The sequence below is a fragment of the Desulfosalsimonas propionicica genome (assembly GCF_013761005.1).
In the GTDB taxonomy this organism is placed as follows: domain Bacteria; phylum Desulfobacterota; class Desulfobacteria; order Desulfobacterales; family Desulfosalsimonadaceae; genus Desulfosalsimonas; species Desulfosalsimonas propionicica.
In genome coordinates this window covers 114,651-129,107 of record NZ_JACDUS010000009.1, presented here as the reverse complement: position 1 = coordinate 129,107, position 14,457 = coordinate 114,651, and the positions used below count along the sequence as shown (strand labels likewise).

The 14,457-nt window shown below is 56.0% G+C and carries 11 protein-coding genes; 4 read left to right on the top strand and 7 right to left on the bottom strand.

Annotated features, from left to right (window positions below; translation table 11 throughout):
• Positions 1–378: 378 nt before the first annotated feature.
• The gene (locus HNR65_RS13830; protein WP_181552100.1) at positions 379–1,302 is read left to right on the top strand and encodes a dihydroorotate dehydrogenase; all 924 of its coding nucleotides are present in this window, start codon (positions 379–381) and stop codon (positions 1,300–1,302) included.
• A 32-nt stretch (positions 1,303–1,334) separates the two neighbouring features.
• Here HNR65_RS13830 and HNR65_RS13825 read toward each other — a convergent pair whose 3' ends face one another.
• The 7 genes from HNR65_RS13825 to HNR65_RS13795 all read right to left on the bottom strand — a co-directional run bounded on the left by HNR65_RS13825 (position 1,335) and on the right by HNR65_RS13795 (position 10,949).
• A complete protein-coding gene (locus HNR65_RS13825; RefSeq protein WP_181552099.1) occupies positions 1,335–2,873 on the bottom strand; it encodes a 2-isopropylmalate synthase in 1,539 nt (512 codons plus the stop codon).
• Positions 2,870–4,489, bottom strand: coding sequence for a citramalate synthase (gene cimA, locus HNR65_RS13820; protein WP_181552098.1), 1,620 nt, complete (start codon positions 4,487–4,489; stop codon positions 2,870–2,872). The genes HNR65_RS13825 and cimA overlap by 4 nt, the downstream gene beginning before the upstream one ends.
• Positions 4,490–4,719: 230 nt before the next feature.
• Entirely contained in the window at positions 4,720–5,772 is a 1,053-nt protein-coding gene (ilvC, locus tag HNR65_RS13815; RefSeq protein ID WP_181552097.1) for a ketol-acid reductoisomerase, read from the bottom strand.
• 91 nt (positions 5,773–5,863) lie between these two features.
• The gene (gene ilvN / locus HNR65_RS13810; protein WP_181552096.1) at positions 5,864–6,352 is read right to left on the bottom strand and encodes an acetolactate synthase small subunit; all 489 of its coding nucleotides are present in this window, start codon (positions 6,350–6,352) and stop codon (positions 5,864–5,866) included.
• Between the two features lie 51 nt (positions 6,353–6,403).
• A complete protein-coding gene (ilvB, locus tag HNR65_RS13805; RefSeq protein ID WP_181552095.1) occupies positions 6,404–8,092 on the bottom strand; it encodes a biosynthetic-type acetolactate synthase large subunit in 1,689 nt (562 codons plus the stop codon).
• An 80-nt stretch (positions 8,093–8,172) separates the two neighbouring features.
• Positions 8,173–9,843, bottom strand: coding sequence for a dihydroxy-acid dehydratase (gene ilvD / locus HNR65_RS13800; RefSeq protein WP_181552094.1), 1,671 nt, complete (start codon positions 9,841–9,843; stop codon positions 8,173–8,175).
• A 389-nt stretch (positions 9,844–10,232) separates the two neighbouring features.
• On the bottom strand, positions 10,233–10,949 hold the full coding sequence (locus HNR65_RS13795) for an alpha/beta hydrolase family protein (RefSeq protein ID WP_181552093.1): 717 nt from the start codon (positions 10,947–10,949) through the stop codon (positions 10,233–10,235).
• Positions 10,950–11,548: 599 nt separating this feature from the next.
• Here HNR65_RS13795 and rlmD point away from each other — a divergent pair.
• The 3 genes from rlmD (at position 11,549) to HNR65_RS13780 (ending at position 14,439) form a co-directional block, all read left to right on the top strand.
• Positions 11,549–12,937: a 23S rRNA (uracil(1939)-C(5))-methyltransferase RlmD gene (rlmD, locus tag HNR65_RS13790; protein ID WP_181552092.1), complete on the top strand. Its 1,389-nt coding sequence runs from the start codon at positions 11,549–11,551 to the stop codon at positions 12,935–12,937.
• A gap of 57 nt (positions 12,938–12,994) precedes the next feature.
• Positions 12,995–13,390, top strand: coding sequence for a tRNA (N6-threonylcarbamoyladenosine(37)-N6)-methyltransferase TrmO (gene tsaA / locus HNR65_RS13785; RefSeq protein WP_181552091.1), 396 nt, complete (start codon positions 12,995–12,997; stop codon positions 13,388–13,390).
• Positions 13,391–13,524: 134 nt separating this feature from the next.
• Complete coding sequence (locus HNR65_RS13780; protein ID WP_181552090.1) at positions 13,525–14,439, top strand: universal stress protein; 915 nt, start codon at positions 13,525–13,527, stop codon at positions 14,437–14,439.
• Positions 14,440–14,457 lie beyond the last annotated feature (18 nt).

Below are 14,457 nucleotides of genomic sequence, written 5' to 3'. Positions count from 1 at the left end.
TGGAATAGGGTCCCCAAGGAAGCCCGAAGGGCGGGGGCGGGTTTTTGAAGCGACATTGATCGTTTTTGCGGGAAAATTCAGCCAATGCCGGAGCCGGAAAATTTCAAACTGTTTGAGGGCGCTTGCGCCCGAGTTTGTAAATTTCGGCAAAGGCATTGGCTGAATCCGCAAAAACGATCCGGAGCGAAAAAACCCGCCCCCGGCCGCAGGGCTTTCTTCCCTCCGGGTGGATCCTGTTTTTTTGTTTGTGCAGGCCGGGCTGAGCCCGGCCGGGGTTTTTCCGGTTTTCCTTCTTGACCGATGTGTGGTTTCATGTCATTGATTTGCACTGCAACAAGCATTTTCATTCCTGTTATCTGGCAAAACGGAAAAGGCATTATGACCCAGCACCCGGATCTGGCCGTGGATATCGGCGGCATTTGTCTGAAAAATCCCGTGATGACTGCATCCGGCACTTTCGGCTACGGCCTGGAGTTCTCGGATCTGGTGGACCTCAATGCCCTGGGGGCCATTGTGGTCAAGGGCCTTTCCCTGCAGCCGGCCGCAGGCAACCCCCCGCCGCGGATCGTGGAAACCGCCTGCGGCATGTTAAATGCCATCGGCCTGGAGAACATCGGCATTCAGACTTTTTTAAACGACCGGCTCCCCAAGCTGGCTGCCTATGACACCCCGGTGATTGTCAACACCTACGCCAAAACCGTGGAGGAGTACGCAGAACTGGCTGCGCGCATGGACCCGGTAGAACAGATCGCGGGCATGGAAATCAATATTTCATGCCCCAATGTCAAGGCCGGGGGCGTGGCTTTTGGAGTGGATCCGGACGCGGCGGCCACGGTGGTGACAGCCGTTCGCAAAAAAACCACCAAGCCCGTGATTGTCAAACTTTCCCCCAATGTCTCAGATATTGTCTGCATCGCAAAAACAGTGGAAGACTGCGGGGCTGATGCTGTATCGCTGATCAACACCATCACCGGCATGGCTGTGGATATTCATACCCGCCGGCCCAAGCTGGGCAATATCACCGGGGGACTGTCCGGCCCGGCCATCAAGCCCGTGGCCCTGCGTATGGTCTGGCAGGTGGCAGGAGCTGTAAACATTCCTGTCATTGGCATCGGCGGCATCATGTGCGCCCAAGACGTCCTTGAATTCATGATCGCCGGGGCCACGGCCGTGCAGGTGGGCACGGCCAATTTTGTCAACCCTTCAGTGACAACGGAAATCATCGATGGCCTGGTTGCCTACATGGAGCAAAACCGTATTAGCCGGATAGCCGATCTGGTCAAAACCATCGCAGTTGATTAATCAAACCGCCGCAGCCGGAGCGCGGAAATGCTTTAAAGCGCTTCGGATGTGCGTGCCGGGTTTTCCTTTAGATATTCCAGCCGGTTTAGTCCATTGATATAGGCGTATGCACTGGCGGTGATAATGTCGGGGTCCGCCCCCCGGCCCAGGGCAATGATTTCATCTTCCTTGAGCCGCACTGTCACTTCTCCCTGGGCGTCCGTGCCCCCGGTCAGGGCATTGACAGAAAAGCGCAGAAGCGAGGATTGGGTTTGGGTTAGCTCGGATATGGCGTTAAACGTCGCGTCAATGGGGCCGTTTCCGCTGCCGGTGCAAAAGGCTTCCGCGCCGTTGATCAGCATTTTCACCGTGGCCGTGGGCAGCACCGTGGTGCCTGCGGTGACATGCAGATACTGCAGGGAATAAATGTCTGCCGTGCGCAACACGCCTTCATTGACCAGGGCCTCGAGATCCTCGTCAAGCACCACCTTTTTCTTGTCCGCCAGTTCCTTGAATTTTTTGAACACCAGCTTGAGTTCTTCTTCGGAAAGATCATAGCCGATGGTTTTCAAATGTTTGTGCAGGGCGTGCTTGCCCGAGTGCTTGCCCATGACCAGCTTGCTGGTGGTCAGGCCGATTGTCTCGGGCTTCATGATCTCGTAGGTCATGGGATTGGCCAGGACCCCATGCTGATGAATGCCGGCTTCGTGGGCAAAGGCGTTGGCCCCCACAATGGCCTTGTTGGGCTGAACCGGCATACCTGTGATCATGCTCACCAGCCGGCTGATCCGGTAGATGCGCGTGGTTTCAATGGCTGTTGTCACCGGCAGGTAAGTGGGCCGGGTGTTTAACGTCATGACCAGCTCTTCCAAAGACGTGTTGCCGGCCCGCTCGCCAATGCCGTTGATGGTGACCTCTGCCTGCCGGGCCCCGTTTTCAATGGCTGCCAGTGTGTTGGCAACCGCCAGGCCCAGGTCGTTGTGGCAGTGAACGCTTAAAATCACTTTGTCAATACCGGGAGTGTTTTTGCGCACGTAAGCCACAAGTTCGCCGAATTCGTGGGGCACGGCATAGCCCACTGTATCGGGCAGGTTGATCACCTTTGCCCCGGCATTGATGACGGCTTCAAAGACCTGGCACAGAAAATCGGGATCACTTCTGGAGCCGTCTTCTGCGGAAAATTCCACATTATCGGTAAATGAGCATGCGTACTTGACTGCGTCCACAGCGCTTTTGAGCACCTCGTCCCGGGACATGTTCAGTTTGTACTGCATGTGAATATCCGAGGTGGCCAGAAACGTATGAATGCGGGGTTTGGCTGCATGGCCCACCGCTTTCCAGGCCCGGTCAATGTCATGCACCGAGGCCCGGGCCAGGGCCACGATTTCCGAGTTGCTCACTTTCCTGGCCACTTCGGCCACTGCCTCGAAATCGCCCTCTGAAGCCGCGGGAAACCCGGCTTCTATGGCATCCACCCCCAGTTTTTCCAGCTGGGTGGCCAGGCGGACCTTTTCGGCGGTGTTCATGCTTGCCCCGGGCGACTGTTCCCCGTCGCGCAGGGTGGTGTCCAATATGTATACCTTTTCCTTCATTTCCCTTGCTCCTGCACGCTCTGGTTGTTGCCGTTGGTGATCCGCGCCAGTTTGTACTGGAAGCTGTCTGCCAGGGCCTGCCAGCTTGCCTCGATAATGTCTTCGGATACTCCGATGGTGCTCCAGATGGTCTCTTCATCCCGGGATTCGATCAGCACCCGGACCTTGGCGCCGGTGCCGTCTCTGCCGTCTAACACCCGGACCTTGAAATCCACGAGATGGACCGGGTCGAGCACATTGCGGTAGACATTGTTTAATGCTTTGCGCAGGGAATTGTCCAGGGCGGAAACCGGGCCGTGGCCTTCTGCGGCGGTGATCTCCTCGATTCCCTCCACGTTGATCTTGATCATGGCATGGGACCGGCACGGCCGGTCTTTTTCCTTTTCCACGGTCACCCGGAAGGATTCGAGCTCAAAGCACGGCTGAAACTGGTCCGTGAGCTTTTCCATGAGAATGCGAAGGGATCCGTCAGCCACGTCGTATTGATAGCCCTCCTGCTCCAGGCGCTTGACGGTGTTGACGATTTCTGCATAGTCATATCCGTTTTCATCCACCGGAAAGCCCAGTTCCCGGGCCTTGTAGCGGATATTGCCCTTGCCAGCCATGTCAGAGATCAGCACCCTGCGGCGGTTGCCCACAAGCTCCGGGGTGATGTGTTCATAGGACCGGGGCTCTTTCATGATGGCGTCCACATGCAGCCCGCCCTTGTGGGTAAAAGCGCTTTTACCCACAAAGGGACGGCTGTTGACGGGCGTCATGTTGGCGGTCTCACTCACATACAGCGACACTTTCTGAAGCTTTGCCAGGTTTTCCTCGGAAATGCAGGCATAGCCCATTTTTAGCTGAAGAATCGGGATAATCGAAGTCAGATCCGCATTGCCGCACCGCTCCCCGTAACCGTTGATGGTCCCCTGAACGATTGTGGCCCCGGCGCGAACCGCGACAATGGAGTTGGCCACGGCAAGGTTTGAATCGTTGTGGGTGTGAATTCCAATATGAATGGGCCGGTCAGTGCAGCTGTCGATCACTTCCCTGATGGCCGTGGTGATCTCCTCGATCTCATGGGGCAGGGCCCCGCCGTTGGTGTCGCACAGGCAGATGGCATCCGCACCTCCGGCCACGGCTGCCCTGATGGTGCGGGCGGCGTACTCCGGGTTTTCCTTGTACCCGTCAAAAAAGTGCTCGGCATCGTAGTGCACTTCCAGGCCGTTTTTTTTCAAATAGGCCACGGAGTTTTCAATCATTTCCAGGTTGGCTTCCAGGGGAATGCCCAGGATCTTTGTGACATGCAGATCCCAGGTTTTGCCCACAATGGTGCCCACCGGTGCGCCGCTTTCAAGGACCACATTGAGCTGCCGGTCGTCTTCAGGCGTGCTGCCGTGCTTGTGCGTGGCGCAAAATGCCGCTATCCGGGCATGCTGAAATGTCTCTTTGGCCGCCAGTTGGAAAAAATCAAAGTCCTTGGCAGACGCCCCGGGCCACCCGCCCTCGATGTAATGGATGCCCATGTCATCGAGTTTGCGGGCGACCTTGAGCTTGTCCTGGGCCGTGAAACTGATTTTTTCTCCCTGGGTGCCGTCTCTCAGGGTGGTGTCATAAAGCCGTATGGATTTCATGGAAACCTTCTTTTGCTTCTGTATTGCCTAAACTGAGCGTTTCAGATTTTTAAAAGCAATCCATTTGAAAGGATAACATCCATTTCTATTTTAAAAATCTGAAACCCTCCGGGATTTCCAAGTTTACCGCATCTGCCGCGTCAGATGCAGCCTCGCATAGTTGACTATAGCAAGTCTGCATCTTCCTTGTATCTACGGCAAACTTGGAAGTCGCACAATTTAGGTGTTGATTATTTTCCGCGGCGGTCCGGCCGCAGGGAGCGGACAGCCGCCCCGGCCGTCCACATTTCGGAATTTTTGATGGTATCGAGTTCCCGGGTCAGTTTTTCCCTATAATCCGGAGTGCTGTTGGCTTCCAGGACCCGCTGGGTTTCCTTGCCGGAGGCAACACTTTGATACAGGTTTTCAAATACCGGGGCCACGGCATCCCGGAACTTGGGAGCCCAGTCCAGAGCCCCGCGCTGGGCCGTGGTGCTGCAGTTGGAAAACATCCAGTCCATGCCGTTTTGATCCACAAGCCGGATCAGGCTCTGGGTGAGTTCCTCCACGGTTTCGTTAAACGCCTCGCTGGGGCTGTGACCGTGGCTGCGCAGGGTGTTGTACTGGGCTTCCATAACACCGGCCAAACATCCCATGAGCACGCCGCGCTCGCCGGTGAGATCGCTGAATACCTCTTTTTCAAACGTGGTGGGAAACAGATATCCCGAGCCGATGGCAATGCCGATGGCCAGTGCCCGCTGACGGGCCCGGCCGGTGTAATCCTGGTGGATGGCAAAGCTGGAGTTGATGCCCTGGCCTTCCAGGAAGTTGTTGCGTACGCTGGTGCCCGAGCCCTTGGGGGCCACGAGAATCACATCCACGTTTTCCGGCGGGATGACTTCTGTCTGGTCCTTGTAGACAATGGAAAACCCATGGGAGAAATACAGGGCATCGCCTTCATTGAGGCATTGTTTGATCTTGGGCCATGTGGCCACCTGGCCGGCATCAGACATCAGTTCCATGATGATGGTGCCGCGCTTTGCCGCTTCTTCCAGAGGGAAAAGGGTTTCTCCGGGCACAAATCCGTCGGATACGGCCTTTTGCCAGTATTCGTCGCCCTCGAGCTGGCCCACTATCACCGAAAGCCCGTTGTCCTTGAGGTTCAGCGCCTGGGCCGGGCCCTGTACGCCGTATCCGAGCACCACGATGGTCTCGTCTTTCAAAACCTCACGCGCCTGTTCCATGGTAAATTCATCAGAGGTGATCACTTCTTCTTCCACTCCGCCAAAATCCAGTTTCGCCATGTCCTGGTCCTCCATTTTATTGGGTTTTCAAAAAATTCGGTTGTTATTGCCACCTGCATCATGATCATGCATCGGCCGGATTTCAACTGCCTTATCGGTTTTCCCGGGGCAGGGCCACGCAGCCGGTTCGGGCGATTTCCCGGATGCCATAGGGTTTTAGCAGATTGAGCACAGCCTCGATTTTTTCGGCATCGCCTTCGATTTTCAGGGTAAAATGCTCCATGCCCACATCCACTACCTGGCCCCGGAAAATATCGGTGATGCGCAGAATTTCCGCCCGATGATCGGCCCGGGCATTGACCTTTACCAGGGCCATCTCCCGCTGTACATACTGGGTGCCGGTCAGATCAATGACCTTGAGCACGTTGATCAGTTTGTTTAGCTGTTTTTGAATCTGCTCGATGATCATGGGGCTGCCCTTGGTGACCATGGTGATCCGCGAAATTCCGGGATCCACGGTTTCAGCCACACTCAGGCTTTCAATATTGTATCCGCGGCCGGAAAACAGCCCTGTGATCCGCGAGAGCACGCCCGGCTCATTGTCCACGAGAATGGAGAGTAAATGTTTTTTTTCGTTCATCATCAAATCCTTTTTTCAACCGGTTCTTACGGATGTCGTATCAGGTCGGGCTTACACCAGAAGCATCTTCTTGATCGGCGCCCCTGCGGGCACCATGGGATAGACGCTTTCCTCCGGCTCCACAACAAAATCCATGACCACCGGCCTATTGCATTCCAGTCCCTCACGCAGAACCGATGCCACTTCATCCGGGGTTTTCGCCCGCAGCCCCACGGCGCCGTAGGCCTCGGCAAGCTTGACGAAATCCGGGGCATGGACAAACTGGGTGGACGAATAGCGCCGTTTGTAGAACAGCTCCTGCCACTGTCGCACCATGCCCAGAAAGCCGTTGTTTAAGATCACCACCTTCACCGGAAGATTGTACTGCACAGCCGTGGCCAGTTCCTGGATGTTCATCTGTATGGAGCCGTCGCCGGCAATGTCGACAACGGTCGTGCCCGGTGCACCCACCTGGGCGCCGATGGCCGCGGGCAGCCCGAATCCCATGGCGCCCAGCCCTCCGGAGGTGATAAAATGGCCGGGTTCCTTGACGTGGTAATACTGGGCCGCCCACATCTGGTTCTGGCCCACTTCGGTGGAAATGATGGCATCGCCGCCCGTGAGGTCATAAAGGGTTTCGATCACGTACTGGGGCTTGATCACCTCTGCCTGCTGATAAGCCAGGGGGGTGGTTTGTTTCCATTCATCAACCTGTGCAAGCCAAGGCTTGCGGGTTTCTTCCAGCCCTTCCCATTTTTTTTTGTCCACAAGCGTGTTGATTTCCGCCAGGGAGATTTTGCAGTCACCCACTACGGGCACGTGAACCGGCACGTTTTTTTGGATGGAGGTGGGATCGATGTCGATCTGCACGATTTTGGCATTCGGGGCAAACTCGTCGACCTTGCCCGTGACCCGGTCGTCAAAGCGCACCCCCACGGATATGAGCAGGTCGCATTCAGAAACCGCCATGTTGGCCCGAAACGTGCCGTGCATGCCCAGCATTCCCAGCCATAACGGATCCGTTCCCGGAAATCCGCCCAGCCCCATGAGCGTGCTGGTCACCGGGATCTGCAGCTTGCGCGCCAGTTCGGTCAACTCCCGGTGTCCCTGGCACAGGCTGACGCCGCCGCCGGAGAAAATCACCGGCTTTTGTGCTTTGGCAATGAGATCCACCACCTTGTTGAGCTGCTTGATATTGGGCTTGTAGGTGGGATTGTAGGTTTTGAGCTTCACCTCTCCGGGCACGTTGAACTGGGTTGTGGCATTGATCACATCCTTGGGCAGATCCACCAGCACCGGTCCGGGTCTGCCGGAGCGGGCGATGTGGAAGGCCTCTTTGATGGTGCGCGCAAGGTTGCGAACGTCCTTGACCAGGTAATTGTGCTTGGTGCAGGGCCGGGTGATGCCCACAATATCGACTTCCTGGAAGGCGTCGTTTCCGATCAGGGCAGTGGGCACCTGGCCGGTCAAGATCACCATTGGAATGGAGTCCATATACGCCGAGGCAATGCCGGTGACCGTATTGGTGGCCCCGGGCCCGGAGGTCACCAGGCAGACGCCCACTTTTCCGCTTGCCCGGGCATAGCCGTCTGCGGCATGGGCGGCGCCCTGTTCATGGCGAACCAGCACATGGTTGATGCTTTTTTCCTCCATCAGGGCATCATAAATATCAATCACCGCTCCGCCCGGATATCCAAAAACGGTGTCCACTCCTTCTTCCTGAAGCATTTTCAGAAGTATATCAGCACCTTTGAGCTTCATTGTCTTTCCTCGTCATTCTTTGGGGTCATTTTTTGCGCAATGTTTTTGCGGTTTATAAAAAACGGTTTCCAAGTCGAATGTTATCCCTTTAATACCGCTCCCTTGTCTGCTGAGGTGACCTGTTTGGCATATCTGGCCATGTAGCCTTTGGTGATTTTCGGTGCCGGGGCCTGCCAGTCGGAAAAACGTTTCTGCAGCTCGTTTTCATCGACCTGCAGAGAAATGCTTTTGCCGGCAATGTCAATGGCGATTATATCGCCTTCTTTTACCACGGCAATGGGGCCTTTCTGCATGGCTTCGGGCGAGACATGACCGATGGCCGCCCCGCGCGTTCCCCCGGAAAACCGTCCGTCGGTGATCAGGGCAACGTCGGCATCCAGATCCATTCCGGCAATGGCCGAGGTGGGGGTGAGCATCTCTCGCATGCCGGGCCCGCCCATGGGGCCTTCATAACGAATGACCACCACGTCTCCTTTGTTGATCTGGCCGTCCATGATGGCTTCAGTGGCGTCCTCCTCGGAATCAAACACCCGGGCAGGGCCTTCGTGCTGCATCATCTTGTCCACCACCGCGGACTGTTTGACCACGCATCCGTTGGGGGCCAGGTTGCCGAAAAGTACGGCCAGCCCGCCCACCCTGTGATGAGCCCGGTCAACGGGGCGGATGATCTCATCGTCGATAACACGGGCGGCGGCCAGGTTGTCCTTGACGCTTTTTCCCGTGACCGTCAAACACGAGGTGTCAATCAGGTCCGCTTCGGCCAGGGTTTTCATGACCCCGCCGATTCCACCGGCGTTTTGCAGGTCCTCGATGTGATGGGCCCCGCCCGGGCTCAGGGAGCACAAATGCGGGATCCGGTTGCTGATGTCGTTGATCCGGTTTAAATCCAGGGACATGCCGGCTTCGTGGGCCAGGGCCGCAATATGGAGCACCGTGTTTGTGGAACACCCCAGCGCCATGTCCACGCACAGGGCGTTTTCAAATGCCTCGTGGGTCAGTATCCGGCTCGGCACGAGTCCCTGTTCGTGCAGGGCCACACTCTGGATGCCGGCCTGCTTGGCCAGCCGGATCCGGGCCGACATTACCGCGGGGATGGTGCCGTTTCCGGGCAGCCCCAGGCCGATGGCTTCTGTGAGACAATTCATGGAATTGGCCGTAAACATCCCCGAGCATGATCCGCACGTGGGGCAGGCCGCATCTTCAATGCCGCAAAGTTCCTGCTCGGACATCACCCCACGCCGGACCTTGCCCACGGATTCAAACACCGAGATCAAATCAACCTTTTCGCCGGGGTTTTGCGGGTTGCGGCCGGCCAGCATGGGACCGCCGGAAATGAAAATGGCCGGAATATCCAGACGCGCGGCTGCCATGAGCATTCCGGGCACGATCTTGTCGCAGTTGGGAATCAGCACCAGGGCATCAAATGCATGGGCCGTGGCCATGATCTCAATGGAATCAGCAATCAGTTCCCGGCTGCCCAGGGAATATTTCATGCCTTCATGGCCCATGGCAATGCCGTCGCATACACCGATGGTGCCAAACTCCACAGGCGTGCCCCCGCCCATGTAGATGCCGGCGCGGACCGCCTCGCTGATCTGGTTTAAGTGCGTATGGCCCGGCACCACGGTGTTTACCGAATTGGCAATGCCGATCAGCGGCCTGCGGATTTCATCATCGGTGTAGCCCGCAGCCTTGAGCAATGCCCGGTGCGGTGCTCTTCCGATACCCTGCTTGGCGATGTCGCTTTTCATGATTTGTCTCCCCCTGAAACAAAAAAACCGTTATCAGCTTTTCGGGGCTGATAACGGTTTATGTAAGAATTTATGCTGCTTAAAAATTTTTACGAGCCATTATCAACCCCGTTTCCCGTCCAGTAGGCCTACGCCCAGTACGGGTACGATAATCAGAATAAGGCTGAAAATGACCGGCCGGATATTCATTTTGACAATCCGATTTTTAATTCAACTGATTTTCAATTCAACTGATTGTCAGTTTAACTGGCTTTTTTCGGTTCCTGCAGATGATGCAGGGAAAAATCACAAAAAAAACCAATTACTGGATTCCAGATTCCCTATCAGCAGCGCATGGGCCTTGTCAACCCTTTATTTTGATATTTTTCCTGCGTTTTTGTTTTCCATGGTCAACTTGTTTTGGAACCAAGGTGACGGCCGAACCATTCCAGGGTGTTTTCCATGAATGTCTGCTGGTGTTCCGGCTGACCCAACGGGTGATCGCCGCCGGGCAGGCAAAGGAGTTTTTTGGGTTTGCCGGCGGCATCGTGGATTTGCAGGGCGTTTTCATAAGGCACCACCGGGTCGGCATCCCCGTGGCAGACCAGCAGGTGGTGGACGTTGGCAAGGTTTTCTGTGAGGTCATAGGTCAACTGCTCCCTGCGGATTTTGGCAAGGTCCGGATCTGTCTGATAATCTTCGGGGATGTGAATGGCGGAAAACCGGATGGGTGCGGCCAGGGTGACCACAGCGTCAAAATCTGTTTCCCGGGCCGCATGCAGCACCACCGCCCCGCCCAGACTGCTGCCGAAAAGACCCGCAGAGCGGCCCAGGTCCGGGCGCCGGCCCAGTATAGCCATGGCGGCTGCCAGATCCCGGCACCGGCCTTCAAAGGTGGTCACTTCCGCAAATACCCCGTCGCTTCTGCCGCATCCCCGGTGATCAAACCGGAAATAGGCAATTCCCATGCGGTTGCATTGCCGGGCCAGGTCCTGCTGTTTGGGGGAGTCGCCGTTGGACAGCATGCCGTGAACCCCGATGATAAAAGGGGGTTTTGGGGTTTGCGGCAGGTGCAGGGTGCCGTGCAGCCGCAGGCCGTCTGCCTCAAAAAACAGGGTTTCCTGCATATGGGCTCCTTTTTTGATGCAAGGGGATTCAAAATGTCATGCAACAGTCGTGAGCGGCAAATTGTCAATATATGTATCGTTTTCGGTATTGCAACGCAATTGGATTTGGTGGCTTGCAACGATTTTCGCATGGAGGCGGCCGTGAATCTTTTGCCGAAACCACTCCAATGCAGCCCGACAAACCCGCCCCGGCCGCCTCCATGTGCGGGGTGCTCTGCAAAGTCCTGGATGTAATGGGTTTTTCCTGCAAATGAACAGCCTATCACGGAGGCCCGGGGGCAGGGGTTGGTTTTTGAAGCGACATTGAGCGTTTGCGGGAAAATTCAGTCAATGCCGGAGCAAAAAAATTTCAAACTGTTTGAGGGCGATCAGCCCGAGTTTTTGAAATTTTTCGCGAAGGCATTGGCTGAATCCGCAAACGATCGGGAGCGAAAAAACCAACCCCTGTCTCCGGGCCTCCTGTCCATAAAACTTCGAAAAAGCCTTTTGCGATGGCAACGCAGATATTGACCTTTGTGTTTTGCCATCGGCTTTGTTTGACAGAGCATTATGATCCGGACTATGAAGCAAGAGAAAACATAAAACGTATTGGATGGATTATGACGGTTAAGAAAAAACAGGAAATTGAACTCGACGTCACGGGCATTGCCTTTGGCGGCCGTGGTATTGCCAAAATAGACGGGTATACGGTCTTTGTGGATCAGTCCGTGCCCGGCGACCGGGTTCTGGCCCGGATCGTGAAAAAGAAAAAATCCTATGCAGAAGCCCGCACCCTGCAGATAATCGAGCCGTCGGCTGACAGAATCGAGCCGCCCTGCAGGTATGCCGGGTGGTGCGGGGGGTGCAAATGGCAGTTTCTGCAATACGGGCGCCAGCTGGAATACAAGCGCCGGCATGTCAGAGAAGCCGTGGAGCACATCGGTCAGATCTCCGGGGTGCCGGTACATCCGGTGCTGCCGGCGGACAAGATCTTCGGATACCGCAACAAAATGGAGTTTTCCTGCTCTGACAGGCGGTGGCTGCTGCCCGAGGAGCTTGGCCGAACCGATATCCCGAAGGATTTTGCCCTGGGCCTGCACGTGCCGGGAACATTTGATAAAATTCTGGATATTGACGCCTGCCTGCTGCAGCCGGAAAAAGGAAACCGCATCTTAAATGATGTGCGCGACCGAATCCGGGCCTCAGGGCTGGCCCCTTACGGTCTGCGAACTCACGAAGGGTTCTGGCGGTTTGTGATGCTGCGCCATTCCGTGGCCGAAGACCGCTGGCTGGTCAACCTGGTCACGGCAGCCGAGGACCGCGGGGCGCTGGCGGCTGTTGCCGGCTATCTCATGGAGGCCCACGATGATATCGCCGGGGTGGTCAACAACGTGACGGCCAAAAAAGCGGCTGTAGCCGCAGGCGAATATGAAGTGCCCGTTTCCGGCCGGGCCTTTGTCCAGGAGCAGCTCGGTGAATTTGTCTTTGAAGTTTCGGCCAATTCCTTTTTTCAGACCAACACCGCACAGGCGGAAAAACTCTATGATACCGTGCGCAGATATGCACAGTTAAGCGGATCTGAGTCTGTGGTGGATCTTTATACCGGAACCGGTACAATTCCGATCTGGCTCTCAGCCGATGCGGGCCGGATCACCGGCCTGGAAATCGTGGAATCGGCCGTGGCTGATGCCGGAAAAAACTGCGAAAAAAATCAGATCACCAATTGCAGATTCGTGGCCGGCGACATCCGGCAGTCCATATCACAGATAGAACACAGGCCGGATGTGATGATTATTGATCCGCCCAGGGCGGGCATGCACAAGGACGTGGTAAAATCCGTACTGGACATGGCCCCGGAAAAAATGGTCTATGTCTCCTGCAATCCGGCCACCCTGGCCCGGGATCTGTCGTTGATGGCTGAAACCTATCACGTGGCTGAAATTCAGCCTGTGGACATGTTTCCCCACACGTTTCATATCGAGGCCGTGGCCCGGCTGGTGCGCAAATAAACGCAGCCATCCGGAAAAAAGACCAAAAGAAAATCCAGAAAGCATAAGAGGTGGCAGATGAAAATCGAAATGACCCCGATTGGCACATTTTATACGGATGAAACCGATATACCGCGGCACTGGACCGTTTCCGAGGCAAAGGGCAGAATTGAGATCAACCCGGATTTTCAAAAGGGCCTGCAGGACTTGGCTGTTGGCGAGCAGATTGTTGTGTTGTTTGGCTTTCATAAAAGCCAGGCCTTTACCCCGGATCTGCTGGTGCAGAAACCGCCGCACAGAGACAGGCCCTTTGGCGTGTTTTCCATCTGCTCGCCCCGGCGGCCCAACCCCATCGGCTTATCTGTGCTGCGCGTGACAGATATCCGGGAAAACGTTCTGGAGGTGGAAAACATCGACATGCTCGATCAGACCCCGATCCTGGATATCAAGCCGCATATCACGGGGGAAAAATAGCCCGGCCCGGCCAATTTGCCGGCAGCTGCCTGCGGATGCGGATACGTGTTGCCGGCTACAGCCGGAAGTGTTATTGTTAGATTAAGCTAAAAAATTCATATCTTTTTCACCTCCAACCCTAGGGAGGGCCGGCCATGAAAACAAAGATCCATCGCATCCTTTGCGCCACGGATTTTTCAGATGTATCCCGGATGGTGGTTCCCTACGGAATTGAGCTGGCAGCGGAATTAAACGCGGAACTCTATGTGGCCCATGTCATTGATCTTCCCACCATCTCGGTTTACGGAGAGGCGGTTTTTGATCCCATCACCCAGCAGCAGCGCTTTATGGAGTTTGCCCGCAGGGAGATAGAAAACCAGCTAAAACAGGCCTCCGTGGAAGCAACGCCGCTGATCACCATCGGACACGCCACAGAGGAGATCGCCTCCATGGCCGCGGATTACGACGTTGATCTGGTGATTGCCGCCACCCACGGTCGCTCCGGGATCAAACGATTGTTTCTCGGGTCTGTAACCGCCCGTCTTATGCGCATGCTGAGCTGCCCCATTCTGGTGCTGCGCACCATTGAGGAACTGGAAAAACCCCACCGTCAGACTATTCCGTTTAAACGCATCCTGGTGGGCTGCGATTTTTCAGAGGACTCGGATACGGCCGTGGAATGCAGCGTAAATATTGCCCAGGAGTTTGAGGCGGAGCTGCATCTTGTCCACGTGGTGGAGCCCACCCAGTACAAGGATCATTTAAGCTTTCCCGCCCAACCCGGTGATTCGTTGCCCACAGATCTCCATGAGGCCATCAAGCAGAAGCTTTCGGCTATGGTGCCGGCTGATGCGGCCAACTGGTGCGAAGAGATCAAAACCAGTGTGCTGGTGGGAAAGCCTTACGCGGAACTGGTGCGGTATGCGGATCTTTATGACATGGACATGATCGCCCTTGGGGTGCGCGGTCACGGCATGGTTGAAAACCTGCTTGTGGGATCCACCACCGACCGGGTGGTTCGCCGGGCACCGTGTCCGGTCCTGTCGGTGAATCCGGCGGTACGGCAGTAACCGCACCGCCGACCCGGA